This window comes from Janibacter cremeus, from assembly GCF_029395675.1.
Lineage (GTDB): Bacteria > Actinomycetota > Actinomycetes > Actinomycetales > Dermatophilaceae > Janibacter > Janibacter cremeus_A.
Genome location: NZ_CP115184.1, coordinates 3,199,262 through 3,225,441 on the forward strand (window position 1 = coordinate 3,199,262; position 26,180 = coordinate 3,225,441).

Below are 26,180 nucleotides of genomic sequence, written 5' to 3' on the forward strand. Positions count from 1 at the left end.
CACGACCACCGAGGAGCCACCGCGTGTCCGTCTACGTCGCCAACCGTGGGGAGATCGCCGTCCGGCTCGTGCGGGCCGCACTGGAGGCGGGGCACGAGGTCGTCGTGGCCGTGACCCGGGCGGAGACGGACTCGCTCGCCGCCCGCCTCGCGACGGAGGTGCACGTCCTGCCCGGTGAGGGCGCGGCCGCCTACCTCGATGCGGAGGTGCTCGTCGCGGGTGCCACCGAGCACGGGTGCACGATGCTGCACCCGGGCTACGGGTTCCTCAGCGAGAGCCCGGCGCTGGCCCGGGCGTGCGCTGCGGCCGGGGTGGTCTTCGTCGGGCCCGACGCCGCGCTCCTGGAGCTCTTCGGCGACAAGGGGCGGGCGAGGGAGGCCGCGGTCGGGGCCGGGGTGCCGGTCCTGCCGGCCACCCCGGTCGGGATCACCGAGACCGAGGCCGCGGAGTTCGCGGCCGCCCAGGGCCCGGCCGGCGTGATGATCAAGGCGGCTGCCGGCGGCGGTGGCCGCGGGATGCGGGCCGTCCCCGCCGGCGCGTCGCTCACCGAGGCGTGGCAGCGTGCCGGGTCGGAGGCCGAGCGGAGTTTCGGGTCCGCGGGCCTCTTCGCCGAGCTGTACGTCGAGCGCGCTCGCCACGTCGAGGTCCAGATCGCGGCCGACGGCGAAGGGGGAGTCGTCCACCTCGGTGAGCGGGACTGCACCCTCCAACGCCGCTTCCAGAAGGTGGTCGAGGTGGCCCCCGCGCCGGGCCTGCCGCAGGAGGTCCGCGCCGCCCTCCACGACGCGGCCGTGCGGCTGCTCGCCGGCCGGGGCTACCGCGGTCTGGCGACCGTCGAGTTCCTCGTCGACGCCGACGACCCGGGTCGCTGGTGGTTCATCGAGGTCAATCCCCGCCTGCAGGTCGAGCACCCGGTGACCGAGCTCGTCACGGGGGTCGACCTCGTCCTGACCCAGCTGCGCCTGGCCGCCGGCGAGTCCCTCGACGACCTCGGACTGGGCACCGCACCCCCCGTGAGCGGCGCGGCGGTCGAGCTGCGGGTGGCCGCCGAGCGCACCGGCGCGACCGGTGAGGCGCTGCCGGCCCACGGCGTCGTCGGCAGGCTCACCCTGCCCACCGGGCCGGGCGTGCGCGTCGACACCCACCTCGTCGAGGGGACCCGGGTCGACGGTGCCTTCGACTCCCTCGTGGCCAAGCTCGTCACGCACAGCCACGGCGGCCTCACCGGCGCCCTCCACAAGGCGCGCCGGGCCGCGGTCGAGTGCGAGATCGCGGGGGTGGAGACCAACCTGCCCCTGCTGCGGGAGCTGCTCGAGCACGACGACGTCGCGAGGTGGGCGGTGACGACGCAGTGGCTCGCGCGGTCGGGCCTCGCCCGTGCCGCGGCGGACGGCGGGGTCGTCGACGGTGCGGTCGTCGCCGAGATGGCCGGCACGGTCGTCGCGGTGCTCGTCGAGGAGGGCCAGGCGGTCGCCGCGGGTGACCCGCTCGTCGTCCTCGAGGCGATGAAGATGGAGCACCTCGTGCCCGCCCCCGCCTCCGGCGTGGTCACGGCCGTGCGTGCCCGTCCCGGTGCGAGCACCGTGCGCGACGACCTGCTCGTGCGGCTGCGCCCGTCGTCGGACCAGTCGGGTGCCGGAGACACCGACGAGGGTCCCGCCCTCGACGCCGAGCGCAGCGACCTCACCCGGCTGCAGCAGCGGCGCGACCGCCGACTGGACGAGGCGCGCCCCGACGCGGTCGCCAAGCGCCACGGGCGCGGGCAGCGGACCGCGCGGGAGAACGTCGCCGACCTCGTCGACGAGGGCAGCTTCGTCGAGTACGGCGGCCTCGCGGTGGCGGCGCAGCGGGCCCGACGGAGCGAGGACGACCTCATCGCGAGCACCCCGGCCGACGGGATCGTCACCGGGATCGGACGGGTGAGCGCGTCCTCGACCGAGGGCGAGGACCGCTGCGCGGTGCTGGCCTACGACTACACCGTCCTCGCCGGCACGCAGGGCTACCTCAACCACAAGAAGACCGACCGCCTCCTGGAGATCGCCGAGCAGCAGCGCCTGCCCGTCGTCCTCTTCGCCGAGGGGGGCGGTGGCCGCCCCGGGGACACCGACACCACCGTCGCGAGCGGGCTGGACGTGTCCACCTTCGCCACGATGGGTCGGCTGAGCGGGCTCGTCCCGACGGTCGGCATCGCCGCCGGGCGGTGCTTCGCCGGCAACGCGGCCCTCCTGGGCTGCTGTGACGTCATCATCGCCACCCGCGACTCGACGATCGGGATGGGCGGACCGGCGATGATCGAGGGTGGCGGTCTCGGGGTCTTCGCGCCCGAGGAGGTCGGGCCGATCGAGGTCCAGGGCAGCAACGGCGTCGTCGACGTGGTGGTGGACGACGAGGCCGAGGCGGTCGCCGTGGCGCGGCAGTACCTGGACTACTTCCGGGGCCGGCACGAGGAGTGGACCGTCGCCGACCAACGGGCACTGCGCCACGTCGTGCCGGAGAACAGGGTGCGTGCCTACGACGTCCACCGGGCGGTCGAGACCCTCGCCGACGAGGGGTCGGTCCTCGAGCTGCGCTCCGGCTTCGCCCCCGGTGTCATCACCGCGCTCGTGCGCATCGAGGGGCGGCCGATGGGACTCGTGGCCAACAACCCGCGCCACCTCGGCGGCGCGATCGACACCCCTGCCGCGGACAAGCTCGCCCGCTTCCTCCAGCTGTGCGACGCGCACGGACTGCCGGTCGTGTCCCTGTGCGACACACCGGGGTTCATGGTCGGACCCGACCACGAGCGGACCGCGACGGTGCGCCACTTCGCGCGTCTCTTCGTCATCGGGGCCCACCTGCGGGTGCCGATCGTCACCGTCGTCCTGCGCAAGGCCTACGGCCTCGGCGCCCAGGCGATGGCGGCGGGCAGCTTCCGGCGGCCGGCGGCCACCCTCGCCTGGCCCACGGGCGAGGTCGGCGGGATGGGGCTCGAGGGGGCGGTGCGCCTCGGCTTCCGGCGCGAGCTCGACGCGGTCACCGACCCGGCCGAGCGCCGTGCGCTCGAGCAACGGCTCCTCGACGACCTGTACGAGCGGGGACGGGCGGTCAACGCCGCCGCCGTCGTCGAGCTCGACGACGTCATCGACCCGGTGGACACCCGGCAGTGGATCCTCACGGCGATGTCGTCGTCACCGCCCGCGGACGTGCCGACGCGGTACGTCGACACCTGGTGAGCAAGGAGCGAGCAGTGGAGTACACCCAGCACCTCCAGGAGGTCCGGCGCCGGCAGGAGCGGGTCCGTCCCGCGGACACGCCCCGGGACGTCGTCCACCCCCTCGGTGACCTCACCGTGCCGGAGTACGTCGACGCCTGGGCGCAGCGGCAGCCGGACCGGGCGGCCGTGGTCCACGACGACGTCGTCATCGACTACCGGGAGCTCGCGGACCGGCAGGCCCGGTGGGCCGGCTGGCTGCGGGCGAAGGGGGTCGCCCCCGGCGAGCGCGTCGGCGTCCACCTGGGCAACGTCCCCCAGTTCGTCGTCGCCTTCCTCGGCTCGCTGCGCGCCGGGTGCGTCCACGTGCCGGTCAACCCGATGTTCCGGCACGCCGAGCTCGTCCACGAGCTCGCCGACTCCGGCGCGAGCGTCGTGGTGACGAGCGCGGCCCTGGCGCACCGGCTCTGCGACGCCGCGGCCGAGACAGAGGTGCGCACGGTCGTGGTCCTCGCCGGTGAGCGGGACCCCCTTCCCTCCGTCGACGGTGTCGAGGTGGTGCGGTGGAGCGAGACCCTGGCCGCGGACCCGCTGCGTGAGCCGGCCCGTGATCTCGACGCGCTCGCCGCCCTCAACTACACGGGCGGGACGACCGGTCTGCCCAAGGGCTGCGAGCACACCCAGCGGCACATGGTCTACACGGCGGTGAGTGCCTCGGGGGCCAACGGACTGGACGGCACCGACGTCGTCTCGCTGTGCTTCATCCCCGTCTTCTGGATCGCCGGGGAGGACCTGGGCATCCTCATCCCGCTCGTCATGGGAGGGACGACGGTGCTGCTCGAGCGATGGGACGCGGCCACGGTCGTCGATCTCGTCGAGCGCCACCGGGTGACCATGACCGCCGCGACCGTGGAGAGCTATCTCGAGATCCTCGAGGTGCCGGGGGTCGCGGAGCGTGATCTCAGCTGCTTCACCACGCCCATGGCGATGTCCTTCATCCGCAAGCTCACCCCCGAGATCCGCTGCAGGTGGTCGCAGGTGGTCGGCGCGGGCTCGGTGCTGCGCGAGGGGTCCTACGGGATGACCGAGAGCCACACCGTCGACGTCGTCCCCCACGGCTTCCACGAGGGCGACCACGACCTGCTCAGCGAGCCGGTCTTCTGCGGGCTGCCGGTGCCCGGCACCGACGTGCTCGTCGTCGACCCGGTGACGGGGGAGCCGGCGGCCTTCGGCGAGGCGGGGGAGATCCTCCTGCGGAGCCCGTCGATCATGACCGGCTACTGGCGCAACCCCGGGGCGACCGCCGAGCAGCTGCGTGACGGGTGGCTGCACACGGGGGACACCGGCTACCTCGACGAGGACGGCTGCCTGCACTACCTCGCCCGGACCAAGGAGATGATCAAGGTCAAGGGCATGAGCGTCTTCCCCGCCGAGGTGGAGACGATGCTCGCCCGCCACCCGGCGCTCGCCTCGGTCGCCGTGGTCCCTGCCGACGACGAGGTCACCGGGCAACGGCCCGTCGCCTTCGTCAGCCTGCGTGACGGGTCGTCGGTCACCGCTGCCGAGCTCGAGGAGTGGGCGCGCGGCCAGATGGCCGGCTACAAGGTCCCGCTCGTCGAGGTGCTCGCGCAGTTCCCGCTCACCGACACCGGGAAGATCCGCAAGGCGGAGCTGCTCGGGCGCGCCGAGGCGCTCACCCGCTCCTGACGCAGGACCCCCACCCTCCCGACGGGCGGGGCCCCCCTTCGCAGCGCCGCGGCGCCCCCGGCGTCTCACCGGCGACACGTGACCCTTGACACCCGCTCATGTCGGCCCCAACATGAACCCGAATCAGCATTCAACTAAGGAGACTCCATGACATCACCGACAACGACGTCGGACATGGTGCACGCACGGGCGACGCGGAAGGCCTTCCTGCGCCTGGTGCCCCTGCTGATGGCGGCCTACTTCATGGCCTTCGTCGACCGCACCAACGTCGGGCTGGCCAAGACCTCGCTCGAGGTCGACGCGGGGATCGACGCCGCGGCCTACGGCCTCGGGGCAGGGCTGTTCTTCATCACCTACGCGGCGCTCGAGGTCCCGAGCAACCTGCTGCTGCACAGGATCGGGGCGAAGGTCTGGATCAGCCGCATCGCCGTGACCTGGGGCCTGATCACCATGGCGATGATGTTCATCTCCAGCCCGACGGTCTTCTACGTGCTCCGGCTCCTGCTCGGCGCCGCCGAGGCCGGTCTGTACCCGGGGATCATGTACCTGATCACCACGTGGTTCGCGCAGAAGGACCGGGCCACGGTCGTCGGCCTGATCCTCACCGCCTCCTCGGTGGCCTTCATCGTCGCCAACCCGATCGGCGGCGCGCTGATGAAGATGGACGGCATCGGTGGCCTCCACGGCTGGCAGTGGCTCTTCGTCCTCGAGGGCATCCCGACAGTCCTGCTCGGTGTGCTGATCTTCGTCCTCCTGCCGAACTCGCCGCAGACGGCGCCGTGGCTCGACGCCGAGGAGGCGGCCGAGCTGACCCGGCGGGCCGTCGGCGAGGAGCCCCACGTCGAGGCCCACCCCGCCGCGATCGTGCGCAACGCCATGGCCAAGCCCTTCCTGCTGACCATCGCCGCGATCTACTTCATGAACCAGATCGCGACCTACGGCGTGATCTTCTTCGTCCCCTCGATCGTCGAGGCGATGGACGTGACCGACAGCTTCATGATCGGGCTGATCTCCGGCGTGGTCGGGATCGGTGCCGTCATCGGCGTCATCGTCGTGCCGCGGGTGCTCAAGAGGAGCCCGGGCAGCGAGGTGCGGCTCATCGGCATCACGACCGCAGCGGCCATCGCGAGCGCCCTGGCCTTCATCGTCGTGACCGACCCCGTGGCGCAGATGATCATCCTCAGCCTGACCATGCTCTTCATCGTCGGGGTCCAGCCGTTGTACTGGTCGGTCCTCATGGCCCGGCTCGGTGGGGTCGCCGCCGCTGCCGGCCTGGCCTTCGTCAACACGATCGGGCTCACGGGTGCATTCGTCGGGCCCTACGCATTCGGCCTGTCGGAGAAGGCGACCGGATCGCCCTCCTCGGGACTGTGGGTGCTCGTCGCGGCGACCGCGCTCGGCCTGCTGCTCGTGCCGGTGCTGCGGCGACGGCTGGCCAGCCACGACCGGGAGCACACCCTGCGCCCGGTCGAGGAGAGCGTGCCCAGCCCCACCTGAGCCACCCCATGACGAAGGGGGGTCCCCACCGCGGTGGGGACCCCCCTTCGCCCTGTGGTCAGCGGTAGTTGGTGAACTGCAGCGCGACCTCGAGGTCCTTGCCCTTGAGCAGGGAGATGACCTCCTGGAGGTCGTCGCGCGACTTGCCGGTCACGCGCAGCTCGTCTCCCTGGATCTGCGGCTTGATCCCCTTGGGGCCCTCGTCGCGGATGATCTTGGAGATCTTCTTCGCGTTGTCCTGGTCGATGCCCTCCTTGGTCGGGCCCGCGAGGACGTACTCCTTGCCGGAGGCCTGCGGCTCCTTGTCGCCGAAGTCGATGTTCTTCAGCGAGACGCCGCGCCGGACCAGCTTGGACTCGAAGACGTCGAGCACGGCGAGGACGCGGTCGGCGCTGTTGGCCTTGATGACGACGTTCTCCCCGCTCCACTCGATCGAGGCGCCGACGCCCTTGAAGTCGTAGCGCTGGGAGACCTCCTTGGCGGTCTGGTTGAGCGCGTTGTCGACCTCCTGCCGGTCGACCTTGCTGACGATGTCGAAGCTGCTGCTGGCCATGTCCTGGGATTCCTCTCGGGTCGGATTGTTCCGTGACCGGGTTGGCTTGCTATCGTTCCATGCGCACACGGCAGGTTGTCCGAGTGGCCAATGGAAACGGACTGTAAATCCGTCGGGTTATCCCTACGCAGGTTCGAATCCTGCACCTGCCACCCAGTGCACGAAGGCCCCCGGGAGGACTCCCGGGGGCCTTCGTCATGTCCGGGCCGCTGCGGCGCCGGGGCGGTGCGTCAGTTGGCGATGCCTCCGCACAGCACGGGCATGGTCGCCTCGAAGGGGATGCCGGAGCCGGGCGCGAGGGGGGCCTCGCCGGCGCCGTCGAGGTCATAGGTGCCGCTGCCGTTGACGTCGACGCCGTGGACGACGGCCTGGACCGTGTCGGCGTTGGCCAGCGCGGAGTCGTTGCGGAAGGTCCGGCTGTACTCCAGGTGGCCGTCGGCGTCCGCGACGGCGAAGCGATCCAGCGCCAGGGCGCTGGCGGCGGTGGTGTCGCCCGACGTCGTCAGCGACGCGAGGATCCCGCCGTAGAAGGGGGCGCCCTCCGGCACGGAGACGAAGCCGTCGCCGTCGGTGTCGGCATCCGGACCCGGGCAGGCCATGTCGGTGGCCGGGCCGTCGACGCCGTGCAGGTGCATGGCATGGGGGAGGCCGGGTGCCAGCCCGTCGGCGGTGACCTGGACCCGGACCTTGCCGTTGGGCAGGGACGTGATCCGCGTGGCCCCCTCCGCCGCGGCGCCCGGCACGTCGGAGGACTGGACGGCGGACAGGTCGTAGGCATAGGTGTTGACCTTGTCGGATGGGTTGGTGTCGTGCGCGGCGACGGCTGCGCCCGACGCCGCGAAGGTCGAGGCGGCGACGACCACGGCCACACTGCAGAGACGGAACTTCATGGCGGACTCCTTTGTCGCTGGCCCGGGGCTCGGACCGCTACCCCGGGTTCGTCGCGGAGGTCCCCTGCGGATTGACCCACGCGCGTCCCCGCCGGCCGACCGGAGGGCCCGGGTCGTCGGGCACGATGCGTGCATGGACGTCATCGTGGGAGAGGACGGGCTGGCGCGGCCCGCCTGGGCGAGCTCGGACCCGCTGCTGCAGGAGTACTACGACACCGAGTGGGGCATGCCCGTGCGCGACGAGCGCGGGCTCTTCGAGCGGCTGAGCCTCGAGGCCTTCCAGTCCGGGCTGTCGTGGGCGACGATCCTGCGCAAGCGGGAGAACTTCCGCGCCGCCTTCGCCGGCTTCGACCCGGACACCGTCGCCGTCTTCGACGAGGACGACCGGGCGCGGCTGCTGCAGGACGCGGGGATCATCCGCAACCGGGCCAAGATCGAGGCGACGATCCGCAATGCCGCGGCGACGATCTCCCTTCGCGGCGAAGGGGGTCTGCCGCACCTGATCTGGTCGTACCGGCCGCAGCGGACCCCGGTGCCGCGGACGATGGCGGAGGTCCCCACGACCTCGGACGAGTCACGGGCGATGGCCAAGGAGCTGAAGCGTCGCGGCTTCTCCTTCGTCGGGCCCACGACGGCATTCGCGCTCATGGAGGCCGTCGGCATCGTCGACACCCATCTCGTCGACAGCCACCGGCGGGGGGCCTCGGGTCTGTGGCGGCCGACGGGGGCGCAGTGCAGGATGGCTGACATGAGCGAGACCTTCCGACGTGAGTCCTACCCGCACTGGGTCGCGGTGCCCACGAGGTGGAGCGACAACGACCAGTTCGGCCACGTCAACAACGCCGTCCACTACTCCGTGATGGACACGACGATCAACAACTGGCTCAAGGCGCACGACTTCGACGTCGCGCAGGGCGGCGACACGATCAACCTCATCCCCGAGACCGGCTGCCGCTACCTGGCCGAGATGTCCTACCCGGACGTCTTCGAGGTCGGCCTGCGTGCGCTGTCGGTCGGGCGCTCGAGCGTGCGCTGGGAGTGTGCCCTGGTACGACAGAGCGACGGTGCGCTGGTGGCGCTGGCCACCTCTGCCCACGTCTTCGTCGACGCGACCACCCGGCGTCCGACGGCGATCCCGGCCGCGCTGCGGCGGCACCTCGAGGCGCTCGTCACCGGGACCCCAGAGGAGGAGATCCCGCACCGGGGCGGGCGGAGCGCGACGGCCGGCCCCCCGATTTCATGACTTGAGGGTGGGCCGTGTAATCTCTCCCGAGGTCATCCACCGCGGGCCCGAGCCGGCGGTGGACCCGCCCCCTTAGCTCAGTCGGCAGAGCGTTTCCATGGTAAGGAAAAGGTCGTCGGTTCGATTCCGACAGGGGGCTCTGGTCCGGTCCGTGCGACTGCACGGGTCGACCGCCATGGCGGGGTAGCTCAGCTGGTTAGAGCGCACGACTCATAATCGTGAGGTCGGGGGATCGAGTCCCCCTCCCGCTACGCGATCCCACGGTGCGCCTGGACCCCTTCGATTTCGGGTCCGGGCGCATCGTGGATTAGTCTTGTGCGTCGATGTGTTGTGTCCGCTGACGTGGACATGCACCACGTACCTCCCGCCCAGCGCAGACCGGCGTTGGCGAGTACCACCGATGAAGTGTGAGAGCAGGTTCCTACCGTGGCCACGAAGAGCGCCGACGTCCGCCCGAAGATCACCCTGGCGTGCACGGAGTGCAAGGAGCGGAACTACATCACCAAGAAGAACCGCCGCAACAACCCCGACCGGTTGGAGCTGGCGAAGTTCTGCTCGCGCTGCCGCACCCACACCCCGCACCGCGAGACCCGCTGAGGTCCGTGCACCCGCACCACCACGTCGCGGCCGTCGAGCACACGCTCGGCGGCCGCTTCCGTGTCCGTGTGTGCGCGCCGGCGTGCCCGAGGGGCCGCCTAGACTGGCCGGCATGGCCGTGAACGAGGACTTCCAGGGGCGCAGCTATCCGCCCACCCCACCCTTCGCCGTCGGGCGCGAGCACATCCGCGACTTCGCCGAGGCCGTGGGGGCGACCGACCCGATCCACCACGACCTCGAGGCGGCCCGTGCGGCCGGGTACGCGGATCTCGTGGCGCCGCCGACCTTCGCGGTCATCCCCGGGCAGCGCACCGACCGGCAGTTCGTCGCCGACCCCGAGGCGGGCGTCGACTACACCCGCGTCGTCCACGGTGAGCAGCGCTTCACCCACCACCGCCCGATCGTCGCCGGTGACGAGCTGCGGGGCATCCTGCACATCGACGCCATCCGCGCCGCCGGCGGCCACCAGATGGTGACGATGCGCAGCGAGATCGTCGACGCCGACGAGCAGCCGGTCTCGACGAGCCTGTCGACGATCGTCGTCAGGGGAGGGGAGTGAGCATGAGGGAGCAGAGCGTGCGCCAGTTCTCCGACGTCACCGAGGGCGAGAGCCTGCCCAGCCGCACCATCCCGGTGACCCGGGCCCACCTGATCCACTACGCCGGCGCCTCCGGCGACCGCAACGTCATCCACTGGGACGAGCGCACCGCGCAGGCCGTCGGCCTGCCCGACGTCATCGCCCACGGCATGTGGACGATGGGGGCGGCGATCCAGCTCGTCACCGACTGGGTCGGCGACGCGGGCCGGGTGCTCGACTACGGCACCCGCTTCACCAAGCCCGTCGTCGTGCCCCACGACGGCGGTGCGAGCCTCGAGGTCGCCGGCACCGTGAAGTCCCTCGACGCCGACGCCCAGCAGGCCGTCGTCGAGCTGACCGTGACGAGCTCCGGGGAGAAGGTCCTCGGCCGCTGCCGGGCGACCGTCCAGCTCGACTGATGGCCACGAGCGAGCACGGCGCCCCGCTGGCGCCGCTGACGACCATGCGCGTCGGTGGCCCGGCCACCCACCTGGTCACCGCGGAGACCGCCGAGGAGGTCGTCGCCGCGGTGCGGTCGACGGACGAGGCGGGGACCCCCCTTCTGCTCGTCTCGGGCGGGTCCAACCTCGTCATCGCGGACGGGGGCTTCGACGGCACCGTCGTGCGCATCGCGACGAAGGGGGTCCGCGCGGTCCCCGCCGAGGACGGCACCGTCGAGGTGACCGTCGCCGCCGGTGAGGTCTGGGACGAGCTCGTCGCCCGGGCCGTCGCCGAGGGCTGGTCCGGCATCGAGGCGCTCTCCGGGATCCCCGGCCTGACCGGCGCCACCCCGGTGCAGAACGTCGGGGCCTACGGCCAGGAGGTCGCCCAGACGATCTCGCGCGTCGTCACGTGGGACCGCGAGGAGATGCGCGAGCGCACCTTCACCGGCGCCGAGTGCGGCTTCACCTACCGCAGCTCGATCTTCAAGCAGACCGGCCGCTACGTCGTGCTCGAGGTGACCTTCCGGCTCGCCCTGGGTGACCTCTCCGCGCCGATCGCCTACGCCGACCTGGCCGCCCACCTCGGCGTGGAGCAGGGCGAGCGGGTGCCGCTGGCGGACGCCCGTGAGGCGGTGCTTGCCCAGCGCCGCAAGCGCGGCATGGTGCTGGACGCCGCGGACCACGACACGTGGAGCTGCGGCTCGTTCTTCACCAACCCGATCCTGCCGACCGAGGAGATGGACGCGCTCCTGGCGCGGGCCGCCGAGCGGCTCGGGCCCGACGGCCCGGTGCCGCCCACCTTCGCCGCGGACGAGGGGTGGAGCAAGACCAGTGCCGCCTGGCTGATCGACAAGGCCGGCTTCACCAAGGGCTACGCGATGCCGGGCCCGGCCGCGCTGTCGACGAAGCACACCCTCGCGGTCACCAACCGCGGTGACGCCACGGCCGCGGACATCGCTGCGCTGGCCCGCGAGGTGCGTGACGGCGTGCAGGCGGCCTTCGGGGTCATCCTCGTCAACGAGCCCGTCTTCGTCGGCCACTCGCTCTGAGCCTGCCACTCCGCAACTGCTTAGGCTCCTGCAAGTGGGGGCGCCGCCACTTCGCAACTGCTTAGAGGTCCCGCCAGTAGGTCATGGTCGCTTGTCCGGTCGTTTGTCCCAGCGGTGGGTGGTCCAGGCTTGGCGCAGGAGTCGGCGGACGATGATCGCGGCGTTGGCCAGGGCGATGAATGCGGTGATGACGTGGGTGCGGCGTTCGGTGCAGATGGCCAGCTTCTTGAAGCCGCGGTTGTGCCAGGAGTTGGTGCGCTCAACGACCCAGCGGGCGCCGGCCTGCAGGGGGAAGCCCTTGGCGCTGATCACGGGCGTGCAGCCCAGTTCCTCCAGCAGCTCTCGGGTGATGGCGCTGTCGTAGCCGGCGTCCAGGTGCACCGTGATCTGCTCGGGCAGCCCGACCCCGAAGCGGATCTCGAACCTGCCCAGCTGTTCCAGCGTGGGCCGCAGGAAGGGTGAGTCGTTGCGGTTGGCCGGGGCGACCATGCAGCCGATCGGGATCCCGGCCCCATCGGTCATCACCGACCGCTTGGTGCCTTGTTTGCCGCGGTCTACCGGGGATCTTCCTGCGGCGTGGCCACCGCAGGGAGCTTTGACGATGCACCCGTCGACGGTGATGTCTGCCAGGTCCAGGCCCACGATCCGGTCGTAGGCTTCCAAACAGATCTGCTCCAGCCGCTGAAAGAGCCCGGCGTGGATCCACGCATCGCGACGTCGGCGGATCGTCGTGGCCGAACAGGCCGAGTCCGCGATCCGTTCGTAGGCAGCACCCAGCACGAGGCTCTGCACGAGCTTGTCGAAGACGACCCGGTCATCGATACGGGGGTTGTGACATCCCAGCGGGTGGGTGTCGACGTGGTCGGGGATCAGCGCGGCGAACTGGTCCCACAGGGGTTCGATGACAGAAGATGGCAGGGCAGGCACAAGCACCTCGGAACGGAAGACGGCGTTAGACACCTCTTCCTGTACCGGTGCTTGTGCCTGCCCTACGTCACCGACACGCGCCCGCCGGCCAGCCACCTACTGGCGCAACCTCTTAGGCTCCTGCGAGTGGGGGCGCCGCCAGCCACGCGTCGATGTCGGCCATCGCCGTGGCCACCAGCTCGGCGGGGGCCGCGCTGGCGCGGAAGGAGCTGCGGGCCAGCTCGGCGATCCGGGCGTCGTCGAGGCCGTGGACCGCGCGGGCGGTCTCGTACTGGTCGAGCAGGCGGGAGTCGAAGAGCAGCGGGTCGTCGGCGCCGAGGGCGATCGTCGCGCCGGCGTCGATGAGCGTGCGCAGCGGCACCTCCGCCAGGTCGTCGTAGACGCCCAGCGAGACGTTGGAGCCGGGGCAGACCTCCAGGGCCACACCAGCCTCGACGACGGCCGCCAGGACCCGCGGGTCCTCCACGCTGCGCACACCGTGCCCGAGACGGTGGGGACGCAGCGCCTCGAGGGTCTCGGCGACCGCGTCCGCCCCGAGCAGCTCCCCGCCGTGGGGCACGAGCAGCAGCCCGGCGTCCTCCGCGATGCGGAAGGCCTTCGCGAAGTCGGTCGTGTCCCCCCTTCGCTCGTCGTTGGAGAGCCCGAAGCCGAGCACGCCCCCGGGGCCGGCCATCCTCCTGGCCAGGCGTGCGATGGTGCGCGCCTCGAGCTGGTGACGGGTACGGCTGGCGGCCATGAGCACCCCGACGCGGGCCGAGCCGGTCTCCGCGGCGGTCGCGTTCACCGACGCCGCCTCGTCGAGGACGATCTCCATCGCGGGGGTGATGCCGCCGACGAAGGGGGCGTAGGACGTGGGGTCGACCTGGATCTCCAGCCAGCGGGAACCCTCCGCGCCGTCGTCGAGGGCGGCCTCGCGCACGACCCTGCGCATGGCCTCCTCGCCGCGCACGACGTGCCTGGCCGAGTCGTAGAGGCGCTGGAAGCGGAACCAGCCGCGCTCGTCCGCCGCGGACAGCTGCGGCGGGTAGCCCTCGTAGAGCACGTGCGGCAGGCGCACCTCCTGCTGCGCGGCGAGGTCACGGACCGACTCGACGCGCATCGAGCCGGTGAAGTGCAGGTGCAGGTGGGCCTTGGGCAGGGCCCGCAGATCCCGACCCGTGGCGCTCAGATGCGGTCCCCGCGGTCCGTCGAGTCGCCGTCGATGACGTGGACCGCGGCCTCCTCGGCGGAGGCGGCCCCGCCGTCGACCCCGGCGTCGGTGGCCCACGACTGGTCCTCGTCGTCGGCGCCGCCCTGGTCGGGCCCCACGAGGCGTCCGGCGCGCTCGTCGCCGATCTGGGCGTCACCGAGCCAGTCGTCGTCGGCGTCGATCGAATCCTGGTCGTCCCCGCCCGAGCGCTCGCGGTCGAGCCCGGACTCGTTGTCCGGGGCGCCGTAGGCCGAGTGCGGGTCGGGGACCTCCTGCTTGATCCGCTCGTCGATCGTCTCCTCGTCCTCCTGCTCTCCGGCGGTCACGCCGTGGGCGTACGAGCCGCGGGCGGAGTCGGGCGGCGAGTATCCGGTGTCGAGCGCATCCTCGCCCGGCTCACCCGTGCCCGTGAGGGTGTCCTCCGGCTGGAGCTGGTCCTCGTCGTCGAGGCTGTAGCTCGTCAGGTCGGTGTCGAGGTTCTCGGGCTCGGACATGGGGACTCCTTCTAGTCGCGTGCGGTGAACTTCTCCGTCGCCGCGAGGAGCACGCAGGTGGCGACGGTCTCCATCGCTTCGGTCAGCTCCTCCATCGGCGGCATCGTCGGGGCCAGTCGGATGTTGGTGTCGTCAGGGTCCTCACCGTAGGGGAAGGAGGCACCCGCCGGCGTGAGCGAGAGCCCGGCCTCCTTGGCCAGCTCCACGACGCGCGAGGCGGTGCCGGGCAGGACGTCGAGGTTGACGAAGTAGCCGCCGGCAGGGGAGTTCCACGTGGCCACCCCGCGGCCGCCCAGGCGCTCGGAGAGCACCCGGTCGACCTCGGCGAACTTCGGCGCGAGGATCTCGCGGTGCTTGACCATGTGCGCCCGCACACCGTCGGCGTCGCCGAAGAACTCGACGTGCCGCAGCTGGTTGACCTTGTCCGGGCCGATGGATCCCTTGCCGAGGTGGGCGAGGTACCACTTCACCTGCTCGACCGAGGAGGCGAGGAAGGCCACGCCCGCGCCGGCCCAGGTGACCTTGGAGGTCGAGGCGAACAGCACCGCGCGGTGCGGGTTACCGGCGGAGGAGGCCAGCGACAGCACGTCGGCGCTCTTGGTCTCGTCCTCGGTGAGGTGGTGGATGGCGTAGGCGTTGTCCCACAGGATCTTGAAGTCCGGGGCGGCCGTCTCCATCGCGACCAGTCGACTGGCGACCTCCTGGGTGCACGTCGCCCCGGTGGGGTTGGCGTAGGTGGGCACGATCCACATGCCCTTGACCGAGGGGTCGGAGGCGGCGATCCGGGCGACCGCGTCGACGTCCGGGCCGTCCGGTGTCATCGGGACGGTGACCATCTCGATGCCGAGGTCCTCGAGCAGCGCGAAGTGGCGGTCGTAGCCGGGCACCGGGCAGATGAAGGTGATCTTCTCCTCCTGCGACCACGGGCGCGGGGAGTCGATCGCACCGAAGAGGAGCAGGTCGACCAGGACGTCGCGCATCATCGTCAGGGACGAGTTGCCGCCGGCGACGAGCTGGTCGACCTCGACATCGAGCAGCTCGGCGAAGATCTCGCGCAGCTCGACGAGGCCGCTCAGCCCCCCGTAGTTGCGCACGTCGGTGCCGGTGCGGTCCTTCGTCGACCGGGGGAGGGAGAGCATGTCGTCGGCGAGGTCGAGCTGGGCCGCGCTCGGCTTGCCACGGGTCACGTCGAGCGTCACCCCCTTCGCGGCCTGGGCGGCGTGGGCCTCACGCAGGCTCCCCGCGAGGGCGTCGAGCTCCTCGGCGGACAGGTCGGGCAGGGGGCGAGCATCATTCGCGGAAGTCACGCCGTCAGTCTTCCACTTCCGCCGAGTTCGCGGTGCGGGTGGTCGGTGACGTACAGTTGTTCCTCGGTTGACTTCGGCCAGACTATCCGTCGTGCCCGCACGCGGTGACGTCGACCCGAACGATCCGCGGACCGCCGCCCCAACCGTGGCGGTCCGAAGGGCAGTGGCTCAATTGGTAGAGCACCGGTCTCCAAAACCGGCGGTTGGGGGTTCGAGTCCCTCCTGCCCTGCGTTGCACGACTCGCAACACCCCCAGGTGTGCAGCACCACAGTGGGCGCCGCGCGACATGTCTGCGTGCGGAGCACGACGGAGACCCGGACGAGAAGAGATTGACGTGAGCCAGCTCGGAGCGCAGCCGACCAACGCGCGGCGCGGCCAGAAGGGCGGCAACCCGGTTTCACGGTTCTTCGGCTCGATCGGACTCTTCGTCGCCCAGGTCCTCGACGAGCTGCGCAAGGTCGTCCGGCCGACGCGCTCGGAGCTGGTCAACTACACGTTGGTGCTCATCGTCTTCGTGGTGGTGATGATGGCCTACATCTCGGGCCTGGATGCGGTGTTCACCCGGGCCGTGCTCTGGGTCTTCGGCGGCTGAGGCCGCCGGCACACGCCGTACTACCGGGCGCCCCGAGCGCCGTCGTTCGAAGTCGAAGTGAGGAAAACAGGTCATGTCCGACCCAGCTCAGACCCCCGATCCCCAGGAGACCGAGGGCTCGAGCGCGATCGCTGCCGAGCAGGCCGAGCGAGCCGCTCAGCCCCCGGCTGACCTGCCCACCGCGCAGGAGGCGGACGACGCCCGCGCCGCCGAGGAGTCCCTCGAGGAGGCCTCCGAGCCGGCCGGCGACGACGACGTCGCGGTCGAGACCGACGTGACCGAGTCCGACGACTCCGAGGCCGACGAGACCGAGACCGCCGCGCCGGTGGCCGAGGACGAGGACGGCGACCTGTTGCCGGAGGACACCGAGGACCCCGTCCAAGCCTTCAAGGACGACCTCGCCGAGCGGTGGGGTGACTGGTACGTCATCCACACCTACGCGGGCTACGAGAACCGCGTGAAGCACAACCTCGAGACGCGCATCGCGAACCTCGACATGGAGGACTACATCTTCGAGGTCGCCGTGACCATCGACGAGGTCACCGAGATCAAGAACGGCCAGAAGAAGACGCGCAAGCAGCCGCGCATGCCCGGCTACTGCCTCGTGCGCATGGACCTCACCGACGAGTCGTGGGGCGCCGTTCGGCACACGCCGGGTGTCACCGGCTTCGTCGGCAACGCACACAACCCGGTGCCGCTGGGCCTCGACGAGGTCTTCACCATGCTCAAGCCCGCCGACCTCGACAAGCCTGCCGCCGCGGCCGCCTCCGGCGCCCCGGCCAAGGGCGGTCAGTCGGCCTCGGCTCCCATCGACGTCGACTTCGAGGTCGGCGAGTCCGTCACCGTCATGGAGGGTCCCTTCGAGACCATGCCGGCGACGATCTCCGAGATCCTTCCCGAGGCCCAGAAGCTGAAGGTCCTCGTCTCCATCTTCGGCCGGGAGACCCCGGTCGAGCTCGGCTTCAACCAGGTGGCCAAGCTCTGATCCCGCCGGGGGCAACCCCCGGATGGTCAGGAATCCATTGCAACCGGGTCATCGCCCATGGCGTGGGCCCACCCGACGAAAGTAGGAACACCGCATGCCTCCCAAGAAGAAGGTCTCCGGCTACATCAAGCTCCAGATCCAGGCGGGCGCGGCCACGCCGGCCCCGCCGGTCGGTCCGGCGCTGGGTCAGCACGGCGTCAACATCATGGAGTTCGTCAAGGCGTACAACGACGCCACGGCGGACATGCGCGGCAATGTCGTCCCGGTCGAGATCACGGTCTACGAGGACCGGTCCTTCTCCTTCATCACGAAGACCCCGCCGGCCGCCGAGCTGATCAAGAAGGCCGCGGGCGTCAAGAAGGCCTCCGGCGAGCCGCACAAGACCAAGGTCGGCAAGCTCACCAAGGACCAGGTCCGCGAGATCGCCGAGACCAAGATGCCCGACCTCAACGCCCACGACATGGATGCCGCGATGAAGACCATCGCGGGGACTGCTCGTCAGATGGGTATCGAGACCGAGGTCTGAGCACCACCGACCACCCCGTGGGAGGGCCCGCGCTGGCCCCGACCACACCTCCATCACCACCAAGGAGCACCATGAAGCGCAGCAAGGCGTACCGCGCCGCAGCAGAGAAGATCAACGAGGATGCCGTCTACGCTCCCCTCGAGGCCGTCCGCCTCGCCAAGGAGACCGCCCGCACCTCGTACGACGAGACCGTCGAGGTCGTCTTCCGTCTCGGCATCGACCCCCGCAAGGCCGACCAGATGGTCCGCGGCACGGTCAACCTCCCCCACGGCACGGGCAAGACCGCCCGCGTCCTCGTCTTCGCCACCGGCGACAAGGCCGAGGCCGCCCGTGAGGCCGGCGCCGACCACGTCGGTTCCGACGACATGCTCGAGAAGATCCAGGGCGGATGGATGGACTTCGACGCCGTCGTCGCCACCCCGGACCTGATGGGCAAGGTCGGTCGTCTCGGCAAGGTCCTCGGTCCCCGGGGCCTGATGCCGAACCCGAAGACCGGCACCGTCACGATGGACACGGCCAAGGCCGTCTCCGACATCAAGGGCGGCAAGATCGAGTTCCGCAACGACAAGCACGCCAACCTGCACTTCATCATCGGCAAGGCGAGCTTCGACGAGAAGGCGCTGGTGGAGAACTACCAGACCGCCTTCGAGGAGATCCTGCGACTCAAGCCCTCCGCGGCCAAGGGCCGCTACATCTCCAAGGCGACGCTGAGCACGACGATGGGGCCGGGCATCCTGCTCGACGCCTCCCGCACCAAGGACCTCCTCGAGGAGTCCGCGCCGGTGGTCCTGGAGTCGGCTGCCGCCGAGTGAGCCAGCACCACCCCTGACGAAGGGGGCGCCGGTCCCGATTGCGGGAGCGGCGCCCCCTTCGCCGTCTCCACCCGGTGGCACACGCGGCGTGCACGGGGCGATCAGGTTCCGCCCAGCGGCGGTGTCCACACTGACGGCGTACGGCTGCCCAGCGGCCATCCGCGACGAAAAGGACGATCCGACGATGAAGACGACGACGACCGCGACCACTCTCGGTGCGGCCACGCTCATCGCACTGGCAGGGTGCGGTTCCGGCTCCGGCGCTGACGTCAGCGAGGGCGACAGCGTCACGCTGGACGCGCTCAGCAAGGACGTGAACGCCGCGATGGAGGGCGCCGGCACCGGTTCGATGAAGGCGACGTCCACCAATGTCGAGCTCGAGGGGGACTTCGAGCTCGGGAAGAACGAAGCGGCCAGCATCACCGGCACGACGGGGGAGCAGCCCGTCGACGTCCGGGTGGTCGACGGGGTGCACTACCTCAAGGCGCCCTCGCCCGAGGTCACGCAGAAGGGCAAGACCTGGATCAAGGCCGACCCGGGGAGCGGGAACCCGCAGGACCAGCAGCTCGCCGGCTCGATGGAGGCCATGGCCGACCTGAGCGATCCGCTCGCGGCGATCGGCGGCGCGGACGACGTGGATGCAGAGGTGACGAAGGTCGAGGACGGCAAGGTCACCTACGAGATCGCCCTGTCGAAGAAGCAGATGGGCGCGGTGCTCGAGCAGCAGGCCAAGGACGCGGGCGACGAGCAGGGAGCCGCGATGGCCGCCCAGCAGGCCCAGAAGACCACGACGACGCTCGTCGTCGACGAGGACGACCTCCCAGTCAAGGCCACGACGACGGCCGGCGACGCCACGCTGGACGTCGCCTACTCGGGCTGGGGCGACGACGTCTCCATCCAGGCCCCGCCGAAGGACGAGGTGGGCACACTGAAGATGCCGACCCCGGGCGGGGGTTCCCCCGGTTCCGGGTCCTCGTCCTCGGGCTGACACGTCGGGGCCGCCGCATCCGTTTTGACCAGCGGGGTGACGGCCCCTATCGTTGTCCACGACCACTGACCGCCGGTTGCCGTGCCTGCTTGCAGGCGAGGCTGAAGGTTCCGCGAGAGCGGGCGACCAGCGCAGGCCACGATTCGCGAGCACACGCCATGCGTGTGCGCCTCGAGCCCCGTGCCCTGTGCCGGGGCTCTTTTCTCGTCCGGGCCCGACCCGGTGGCACCACACGAGAAGGGAGGCCCGCATGGCGAACGCTCAGAAGGACGCCGCCATCGCCGAGCTGACGGAGAAGTTCCGCAGCTCCGGTGCGGCCGTTCTCACGGAGTACCGCGGTCTGACCGTGGACCAGCTTGCCAAGCTGCGCAAGAACCTCCGTGGCAACGCCACCTACTCCGTGGTGAAGAACACGCTGACCGCGCGCGCTGCCAAGGAGGCGGGCGTCGAGTCCGCCTTCGAGGGCCAGCTCGTCGGCCCGAACGCGATCGCCTTCGTCGAGGGCGACCCCGTCGAGGCCGCAAAGGGTCTGCGTGACTTCGCCAAGGAGCACCCCCTCCTGGTGATCAAGGGCGGGATCTTTGACGGGAACCCGCTCTCGCCGGAGCAGATCAACCAGCTCGCGCAGCTCGAGTCGCGCGAGGTGCTCCTGGGCAAGCTCGCTGGCGCCATGAAGGCCCAGCTCACCCAGGCAGCCCAGCTCTTCAACGCACCGCTCTCGCAGACCGCTCGGGTCGTCGACGCGCTGCGCCAGAAGGTCGAGGAGCAGGGGCCGCAGGCATCGGCCGACGAGGCCGCGCCTGCCACCGAATCCACCCCCGAGGGTGGCGACGAGGCCTGAGGCAGACGCCTCGAGCCCAACCACATCACGCCACTCACGGCGGAAAACTCAGCAGAAAGGACGCCCATCATGGCGAAGCTCAGCACCGACGAGCTCCTTGAGGCCTTCAAGGAGATGACCCTGATCGAGCTCTCCGAGTTCGTCAAGCAGTTCGAGGAGACCTTCGAGGTCACCGCTGCGGCACCGGTTGCCGTTGCGGGCGCCGCCCCGGCGGCCGGCGGCGGCGACGCCGGCGCCGAGGCCGAGGAGCAGAGCGAGTTCGACGTCATCCTCGCGTCGGCCGGCGACAAGAAGATCCAGGTCATCAAGGAGGTCCGCGCGCTCACCAGCCTCGGCCTCAAGGAGGCCAAGGACCTCGTCGACGGCGCTCCCAAGGCCGTTGTGGAGAATGTCGACAAGGAGGCCGCCGAGAAGGCCAAGGAGGCCCTCGAGGGCGCTGGCGCCACCGTCGAGCTCAAGTGATCTTCGCCCGTCTCTGACGGGCACACGAGATCTGCCGAAGGGCGGGTCGCACCCAGGTGCGGCCCGCCCTTCGCGCGTACGCCCTAGAGAAGGGGTCGCCAGGGGGAGAGGATGCCCTCGGTCACCCGGTTGATCAGGGGACGCGCCGTCCACTCCTGCAGGCTCAGCTCGGTGCAGTTGCCGGAGTCCAGCGCGAAGACCCGCTCCAGGTGCTCGGCGACCGAGGCGTCGAGGACCTCCATGTTGACCTCGAAGTTGCCGGCGAGCGAGAGGCGGTCGATGTTGGCGGTGCCGATCGTCGACCACACCCCGTCGATCGTGGCGGTCTTCGCGTGGACCATGGCGTTCTCGAAGCGCAGCAGGCGCACGCCCGCCTCGAGCAGCTTGTGGTAGCTCGCCCGGGAGAGCCAGTCGGCGACGATGTGGTTGCTGTAGTGCGGCACGATGATGCGCACGTCCACACCGCGGCGGGCCGCGTTGACGAGGCTGCGGGTGAAGGCGGTGTCGGGGATGAGGTAGGCCTGCGTCAGGTAGATGCGGTCCTGCGCACGGTCGATCGCCTCGAGGTACATGTTGCGGATCGGGTAGACGTAGTCGACCGGGACGTTGCGGTGCACGCGTGTCGTGCGACTCCACGTGCGCCGGCGGGGCTGGGGGAGGAGCGGCTTGCCGCCCTGCTCGTTCCAGTAGTCGACGAAGGCGTTCTCGAGCTCGACGACGATCTCGCCGGCGAAGCGGGCGTGGGTGTCGCGCCACTTCGTGGCGTAGAGACCACCGATGTTGTACCCGCCGACGTAGGCGGCCTCGTCGTCGACGACGAGCAGCTTGCGGTGGTTGCGCCCCCAGTTGTGCGGCATGAAGAAGGTCGGCCCCCCGGAGACCAGGGGGTGGCGCAGGACGTGGATGCCCTCGGGCAGGGATGCGAAGAACGAGCGCGGGACGACGAGGTTGGCGAACTCGTCGAAGACGACGTAGACCTCCACGCCGCGCTCGTGGGCGGCGACGAGGGCATCGCGGAAGCGCCCACCGACCTCGTCGCCCTTCCAGATGTAGGTCTCGAAGAAGACGCGTTCCTGCGCGGCGGCGATGTCGGCGAGCATCTCCTCGTAGAGGTCCTCGCCGTAGGTGTAGACCCGCACCTCGCCCCCCGGCACGGGCAGCGCCCGGGCGGGTGCGCGCGGGAACTCGCGGTCGGGCCGGTCGCGGCGGCGGATGCTGTCGAAGGCGAGCAGCCCTGCGGCGGTGAAGAGCTGGGTGCCGAAGGCGGCGCCGGCGGTCCGTCGCACCCAGCGACGGGCGCTAGCTCTGCGACGTCGTCGGAGAGCGGCACGGGGGGTCATGGGTGCCACCCTAGGTGGAGGGCGAAGGGGGTCGGGCCCCCGATCGCGGTCACGACCCGCCGCACGGGTCCCTTGACGTCGCCTTCGTCGTCGTCCATTCTCATGGCGTCGAATCATCCGGCGGAGCGCCTCCAGCGCTCGGCGCCGTGGACCACCCTCGAGCCGTCGGCTCGACCGGGTTGGACACCCGTGCACTTGTGCATCTAGACTGTCGCTTTGCGCTGCCCTTCTCCTGTCGTGGCCCCCGTCGGATCGCTCGAATCCCCTCAGCGCTGAGGTGTGTGGAGCGGTCGATCGAGGTCGTGATTGGTGGCTGTGCACCGTCGCCCGACTCTCTCGGCCCGTGGAAGGATCCATCCTTGGCTGCCTCGCGCACCGCTTCCCCGATGTCCACCGCACAGACTGCCAGTGGCCGTCTGTCCTTCGCGAAGATCCGCGAGCCCCTCGAAGTCCCCGATCTCCTTGCGCTGCAGACCGAGAGCTTTGACTGGCTCCTCGGCAACGAGAAGTGGCAGGAGCGTGTCGCCGAAGCCATCGAGGCCGGGCGCCGCGACGTGCCCGAGCGCTCGGGCCTGGAGGAGATCTTCGAGGAGATCTCGCCGATCGAGGACTTCTCGGGCTCGATGAGCCTCTCCTTCCGGGAGAGCCGCTTCGAGGAGCCCAAGTACTCCGTCGATGACTGCAAGGAGCGCGACCAGACCTACTCGGCGCCGCTCTTCGTCACGGCCGAGTTCATGAACGCCGAGACCGGCGAGATCAAGAGCCAGACGGTCTTCATGGGCGACTTCCCGCTCATGACCGACCGCGGCACCTTCATCATCAACGGCACCGAGCGCGTCGTCGTCTCGCAGCTCGTGCGCAGCCCGGGTGTCTACTTCGAGAGCTCCCCGGACAAGACCTCCGACAAGGACATCTACTCGGCCAAGGTCATCCCCAGCCGCGGTGCCTGGCTCGAGTTCGAGGTCGACAAGCGCGACATGGTCGGCGTGCGCGTCGACCGCAAGCGCAAGCAGTCGGTCACCGTCCTGCTCAAGGCCCTGGGCATGACCTCCTCCGAGATCCTCGAGGAGTTCGGTGACTTCGAGTCCATCCGGGCGACGCTGGAGAAGGACACCGTCGAGGACCAGGACGCCGCGCTGCTGGACATGTACCGCAAGCTGCGCCCGGGCGAGCCGCCCACCCGTGAGGCCGCGCAGAACCTGCTCGACAACCTCTACTTCAACCACAAGCGCTACGACCTGGCCAAGGTCGGTCGCTACAAGATGAACCGCAAGCTCGGGCGCGAGGTCGGGCTCAGCGAGTCGGTGCTCACGCTCGAGGACGTCGTCGCGACGCTGAAGTACCTCGTCGCCCTGCACGCCGACCAGCCCACCCTTCCGGGTGTGCGTGACGGCGAGAGCATCGAGGTGCCCGTCGAGGTCGACGACATCGACCACTTCGGCAACCGTCGCCTGCGCAGCGTCGGCGAGCTCATCCAGAACCAGATCCGCACGGGTCTGTCCCGGATGGAGCGCGTCGTCCGTGAGCGGATGACCACCCAGGACGTCGAGGCGATCACGCCGCAGACCCTGATCAACATCCGGCCGGTCGTCGCCTCCATCAAGGAGTTCTTCGGCACCAGCCAGCTGTCCCAGTTCATGGACCAGAACAACCCGCTGTCGGGCCTGACGCACAAGCGTCGCCTCTCGGCGCTGGGCCCGGGCGGCATCAGCCGCGACCGCGCCCAGATGGAGGTCCGTGACGTCCACACCTCGCACTATGGCCGCATGTGCCCGATCGAGACGCCGGAGGGGCCGAACATCGGTCTCATCGGTTCGCTCGCGAGCTACGGACGGATCAACGCCTTCGGCTTCATCGAGACCCCCTACCGCAAGGTCGTGGAGGGTCGCGTCACCGACGAGGTCGTCTACATCTCCGCGGACGAGGAGGACAAGGTCGTCGTCGCCCAGGCGAACGCCGTCCTGAAGGACGACGGCCACTTCCGCGAGGAGCGGGTGCTCGCCCGCACCCGTGGCGGTGAGGTCGACCAGGTCCCGGCCGAGGACATCGACTACATGGACGTCTCGCCGCAGCAGATGGTCTCTGCCGCGACGGCGATGATCCCCTTCCTCGAGCACGACGACGCCAACCGTGCCCTCATGGGCGCGAACATGCAGCGTCAGGCCGTGCCGCTCGTCCAGGCCGAGGCCCCCTTCGTCGGGACCGGCATGGAGCACCGCGCCGCGCTCGACTCCGGTGACGTGGTCCGCGCCGAGAAGGCCGGTGTCGTCACCGAGGTCTCCGCCGACCTCGTGACCGTCCTCCAGGACGACGGCGGCAGCAAGACCTACAAGATGATGAAGTTCTCCCGCTCCAACCAGGGGAACAGCTACAACCAGCGCGTCATGGTCGCCGAGGGCGACCACCTCGAGGCCGGCCAGCTGATCGCCGACGGTCCCGCGACCGACGGTGGCGAGATGGCCCTGGGTCGTAACCTGCTCGTGGCGTTCATGCCGTGGGAGGGCTACAACTACGAGGACGCCATCATCCTCAGCCAGCGCCTCGTCCAGGACGACGTCCTCTCCTCGATCCACATCGAGGAGCACGAGGTCGACGCCCGCGACACCAAGCTCGGTCCGGAGGAGATCACCCGGGACATCCCGAACGTCTCCGACGACGTGCTCGCCGACCTCGACGAGCGCGGCATCATCCGCATCGGCGCCGAGGTCCGCGACGGCGACCTCCTCGTCGGCAAGGTCACCCCGAAGGGGGAGACCGAGCTGACCCCGGAGGAGCGCCTGCTGCGCGCGATCTTCGGCGAGAAGGCGCGCGAGGTCCGCGACACCTCGATGAAGGTCCCGCACGGCGAGACCGGCACGGTCATCGGCGTCAAGGTCTTCGACAAGGACGAGGGCGACGAGCTGCCCCCGGGCGTCAACCAGCTCGTCCGCGTCTACGTGGCCAACAAGCGCAAGATCACCGACGGTGACAAGCTCGCCGGCCGCCACGGCAACAAGGGCGTCATCTCCAAGATCCTCCCGGTCGAGGACATGCCCTTCCTCGAGGACGGCACGCCGGTCGACGTCGTGCTCAACCCGCTCGGTGTCCCCGGCCGCATGAACATCGGCCAGATCCTCGAGCTGCACCTCGGCTGGGCAGCCAGCCGCGGCTGGGAGATCGCGGGCAACCCCGAGTGGGCCGAGATGATCCCGCAGGACGCGCGCCAGGCCCCGCCGAACACCCGCGTCGCCAGCCCGGTCTTCGACGGTGCCGAGGAGGAGGAGATCACCGGTCTCCTCGACTCGACGTTGCCGACCCGCGACGGTGACCGGCTCATCGGTGCCTCCGGCAAGGCCAACCTGTTCGACGGCCGTACCGGTGAGCCCTACGAGGACCCGGTGTCCGTCGGCTACATGTACATCCTCAAGCTGCACCACCTCGTGGACGACAAGATCCACGCGCGCAGCACGGGTCCGTACTCGATGATCACCCAGCAGCCCCTCGGCGGTAAGGCCCAGTTCGGTGGCCAGCGCTTCGGCGAGATGGAGGTGTGGGCCCTCGAGGCCTACGGCGCCTCCTACGCCCTGCAGGAGCTGCTGACGATCAAGTCCGACGACGTGACCGGTCGCGTCAAGGTCTACGAGGCCATCGTCAAGGGGGACAACATCCCCGAGCCCGGCATCCCCGAGTCCTTCAAGGTGCTCATCAAGGAGATGCAGTCCCTCTGCCTGAACGTGGAGGTGCTCAACTCCGAGGGCGGCACCATCGAGATGCGCGACAACGAGGACGACGTCTTCCGCGCCGCCGAAGAGCTCGGCATCGACCTGTCCCGGCGCGAGCCGAGCAGCGTCGAAGAGGTCTAAACCTCCGGGGGGCTCACGGCCCTGACGGGCCTGCGCCCCCCGGATCCCCTCGAAATACCCGTATGGCTGAGTCATCGGACAGCGGGAACAGAACTTATCGAGAGCCATCCTCGAGAGAACGAGAGTAA

23 protein-coding genes, 4 tRNA genes and 1 pseudogene are annotated in these 26,180 nt (G+C 70.2%); 21 read left to right on the forward strand and 7 right to left on the reverse strand.

The features are described 5' to 3' along the window. Positions 1 to 23 precede the first annotated feature (23 nt). The 3 genes from O9K63_RS15290 to O9K63_RS15300 all read left to right on the forward strand — a co-directional run bounded on the left by O9K63_RS15290 (position 24) and on the right by O9K63_RS15300 (position 6,394). Positions 24 to 3,212, forward strand: a complete 3,189-nt coding sequence (locus O9K63_RS15290) for a carboxyl transferase domain-containing protein (RefSeq protein WP_277239236.1) — start codon at positions 24 to 26, stop codon at positions 3,210 to 3,212. Positions 3,213 to 3,226: 14 nt separating this feature from the next. Beyond that, a complete protein-coding gene (locus O9K63_RS15295) occupies positions 3,227 to 4,897 on the forward strand; it encodes an AMP-binding protein (protein WP_277239237.1) in 1,671 nt (556 codons plus the stop codon). A 147-nt stretch (positions 4,898 to 5,044) separates the two neighbouring features. Next, on the forward strand, positions 5,045 to 6,394 hold the full coding sequence (locus O9K63_RS15300; protein ID WP_277239239.1) for an MFS transporter: 1,350 nt from the start codon (positions 5,045 to 5,047) through the stop codon (positions 6,392 to 6,394). Between the two features lie 58 nt (positions 6,395 to 6,452). Here O9K63_RS15300 and O9K63_RS15305 read toward each other — a convergent pair whose 3' ends face one another. Then, the gene (locus O9K63_RS15305) at positions 6,453 to 6,947 is read right to left on the reverse strand and encodes a YajQ family cyclic di-GMP-binding protein (protein WP_277239240.1); all 495 of its coding nucleotides are present in this window, start codon (positions 6,945 to 6,947) and stop codon (positions 6,453 to 6,455) included. A 69-nt stretch (positions 6,948 to 7,016) separates the two neighbouring features. Between O9K63_RS15305 and O9K63_RS15310 the strand changes: the two genes are divergently transcribed. Beyond that, positions 7,017 to 7,099 (forward strand) — tRNA-Tyr (locus tag O9K63_RS15310). 78 nt (positions 7,100 to 7,177) lie between these two features. Here O9K63_RS15310 and O9K63_RS15315 read toward each other — a convergent pair. Next, on the reverse strand, positions 7,178 to 7,837 hold the full coding sequence (locus tag O9K63_RS15315; protein ID WP_277239242.1) for a hypothetical protein: 660 nt from the start codon (positions 7,835 to 7,837) through the stop codon (positions 7,178 to 7,180). A gap of 133 nt (positions 7,838 to 7,970) precedes the next feature. On the opposite strand from O9K63_RS15315, the pseudogene O9K63_RS15320 reads away from it, so the two are divergent. The 8 genes and pseudogenes from O9K63_RS15320 to O9K63_RS15355 form a co-directional block, all read left to right on the forward strand. Continuing rightward, a pseudogene (locus tag O9K63_RS15320) lies at positions 7,971 to 8,552 on the forward strand (DNA-3-methyladenine glycosylase I); the annotation flags it as partial. Positions 8,553 to 8,585: 33 nt separating this feature from the next. Continuing rightward, positions 8,586 to 9,080, forward strand: a complete 495-nt coding sequence (locus O9K63_RS15325) for an acyl-CoA thioesterase (protein WP_431190396.1) — start codon at positions 8,586 to 8,588, stop codon at positions 9,078 to 9,080. Between the two features lie 66 nt (positions 9,081 to 9,146). Next, positions 9,147 to 9,219, forward strand: a tRNA-Thr gene (locus O9K63_RS15330). Between the two features lie 38 nt (positions 9,220 to 9,257). Beyond that, positions 9,258 to 9,331 (forward strand) — tRNA-Met (locus tag O9K63_RS15335). Positions 9,332 to 9,506: 175 nt separating this feature from the next. Then, positions 9,507 to 9,677: a 50S ribosomal protein L33 gene (gene rpmG, locus O9K63_RS15340; RefSeq protein WP_185990562.1), complete on the forward strand. Its 171-nt coding sequence runs from the start codon at positions 9,507 to 9,509 to the stop codon at positions 9,675 to 9,677. Positions 9,678 to 9,789: 112 nt separating this feature from the next. Next, on the forward strand, positions 9,790 to 10,236 hold the full coding sequence (locus tag O9K63_RS15345; RefSeq protein ID WP_277239243.1) for an FAS1-like dehydratase domain-containing protein: 447 nt from the start codon (positions 9,790 to 9,792) through the stop codon (positions 10,234 to 10,236). Positions 10,237 to 10,238: 2 nt separating this feature from the next. Then, on the forward strand, positions 10,239 to 10,673 hold the full coding sequence (locus O9K63_RS15350; protein WP_277239245.1) for a MaoC/PaaZ C-terminal domain-containing protein: 435 nt from the start codon (positions 10,239 to 10,241) through the stop codon (positions 10,671 to 10,673). Next, positions 10,673 to 11,746, forward strand: a complete 1,074-nt coding sequence (locus O9K63_RS15355) for a UDP-N-acetylmuramate dehydrogenase (protein ID WP_277239247.1) — start codon at positions 10,673 to 10,675, stop codon at positions 11,744 to 11,746. The genes O9K63_RS15350 and O9K63_RS15355 overlap by 1 nt, the downstream gene beginning before the upstream one ends. 81 nt (positions 11,747 to 11,827) lie before the next feature. Here the strand turns inward: O9K63_RS15355 and O9K63_RS15360 are convergent, their stop codons facing one another. The 4 genes from O9K63_RS15360 to O9K63_RS15375 all read right to left on the reverse strand — a co-directional run bounded on the left by O9K63_RS15360 (position 11,828) and on the right by O9K63_RS15375 (position 15,663). Then, complete coding sequence (locus tag O9K63_RS15360; protein ID WP_277242318.1) at positions 11,828 to 12,673, reverse strand: IS5 family transposase; 846 nt, start codon at positions 12,671 to 12,673, stop codon at positions 11,828 to 11,830. Positions 12,674 to 12,785: 112 nt separating this feature from the next. Continuing rightward, a complete protein-coding gene (gene add / locus O9K63_RS15365) occupies positions 12,786 to 13,772 on the reverse strand; it encodes an adenosine deaminase (RefSeq protein ID WP_277239249.1) in 987 nt (328 codons plus the stop codon). A gap of 65 nt (positions 13,773 to 13,837) precedes the next feature. Then, the gene (locus O9K63_RS15370) at positions 13,838 to 14,356 is read right to left on the reverse strand and encodes a DUF5709 domain-containing protein (protein ID WP_277239251.1); all 519 of its coding nucleotides are present in this window, start codon (positions 14,354 to 14,356) and stop codon (positions 13,838 to 13,840) included. Between the two features lie 11 nt (positions 14,357 to 14,367). Continuing rightward, positions 14,368 to 15,663, reverse strand: coding sequence for an aminotransferase (locus O9K63_RS15375; RefSeq protein WP_277239253.1), 1,296 nt, complete (start codon positions 15,661 to 15,663; stop codon positions 14,368 to 14,370). Between the two features lie 157 nt (positions 15,664 to 15,820). Between O9K63_RS15375 and O9K63_RS15380 the strand changes: the two genes are divergently transcribed. From O9K63_RS15380 to rplL, 8 genes are all read left to right on the forward strand, one after another. Continuing rightward, positions 15,821 to 15,893, forward strand: a tRNA-Trp gene (locus tag O9K63_RS15380). A 105-nt stretch (positions 15,894 to 15,998) separates the two neighbouring features. Beyond that, positions 15,999 to 16,256 carry a preprotein translocase subunit SecE gene (gene secE / locus O9K63_RS15385; protein WP_277239255.1) on the forward strand — a complete coding sequence of 86 codons (258 nt, stop codon included), beginning with the start codon at positions 15,999 to 16,001 and terminating at the stop codon, positions 16,254 to 16,256. Between the two features lie 73 nt (positions 16,257 to 16,329). Continuing rightward, a complete protein-coding gene (gene nusG, locus O9K63_RS15390) occupies positions 16,330 to 17,241 on the forward strand; it encodes a transcription termination/antitermination protein NusG (protein ID WP_277239257.1) in 912 nt (303 codons plus the stop codon). Between the two features lie 94 nt (positions 17,242 to 17,335). After that, a complete protein-coding gene (gene rplK / locus O9K63_RS15395; protein WP_277239258.1) occupies positions 17,336 to 17,767 on the forward strand; it encodes a 50S ribosomal protein L11 in 432 nt (143 codons plus the stop codon). A 71-nt stretch (positions 17,768 to 17,838) separates the two neighbouring features. Beyond that, positions 17,839 to 18,579: a 50S ribosomal protein L1 gene (gene rplA / locus O9K63_RS15400; protein ID WP_277239260.1), complete on the forward strand. Its 741-nt coding sequence runs from the start codon at positions 17,839 to 17,841 to the stop codon at positions 18,577 to 18,579. 184 nt (positions 18,580 to 18,763) lie between these two features. Further along, on the forward strand, positions 18,764 to 19,567 hold the full coding sequence (locus tag O9K63_RS15405) for a hypothetical protein (RefSeq protein WP_277239262.1): 804 nt from the start codon (positions 18,764 to 18,766) through the stop codon (positions 19,565 to 19,567). A 250-nt stretch (positions 19,568 to 19,817) separates the two neighbouring features. Beyond that, complete coding sequence (gene rplJ, locus O9K63_RS15410; RefSeq protein ID WP_277239264.1) at positions 19,818 to 20,408, forward strand: 50S ribosomal protein L10; 591 nt, start codon at positions 19,818 to 19,820, stop codon at positions 20,406 to 20,408. Between the two features lie 69 nt (positions 20,409 to 20,477). Further along, on the forward strand, positions 20,478 to 20,870 hold the full coding sequence (gene rplL / locus O9K63_RS15415; RefSeq protein WP_277239266.1) for a 50S ribosomal protein L7/L12: 393 nt from the start codon (positions 20,478 to 20,480) through the stop codon (positions 20,868 to 20,870). A gap of 83 nt (positions 20,871 to 20,953) precedes the next feature. Here rplL and O9K63_RS15420 read toward each other — a convergent pair whose 3' ends face one another. Then, entirely contained in the window at positions 20,954 to 22,156 is a 1,203-nt protein-coding gene (locus O9K63_RS15420; protein ID WP_277239267.1) for a phospholipase D-like domain-containing protein, read from the reverse strand. 413 nt (positions 22,157 to 22,569) lie between these two features. Here O9K63_RS15420 and rpoB point away from each other — a divergent pair, with 413 nt between their 5' ends. Then, positions 22,570 to 26,052 carry a DNA-directed RNA polymerase subunit beta gene (gene rpoB, locus O9K63_RS15425; protein WP_277239269.1) on the forward strand — a complete coding sequence of 1,161 codons (3,483 nt, stop codon included), beginning with the start codon at positions 22,570 to 22,572 and terminating at the stop codon, positions 26,050 to 26,052. The last annotated feature ends 128 nt before the right edge of the window (positions 26,053 to 26,180 follow it).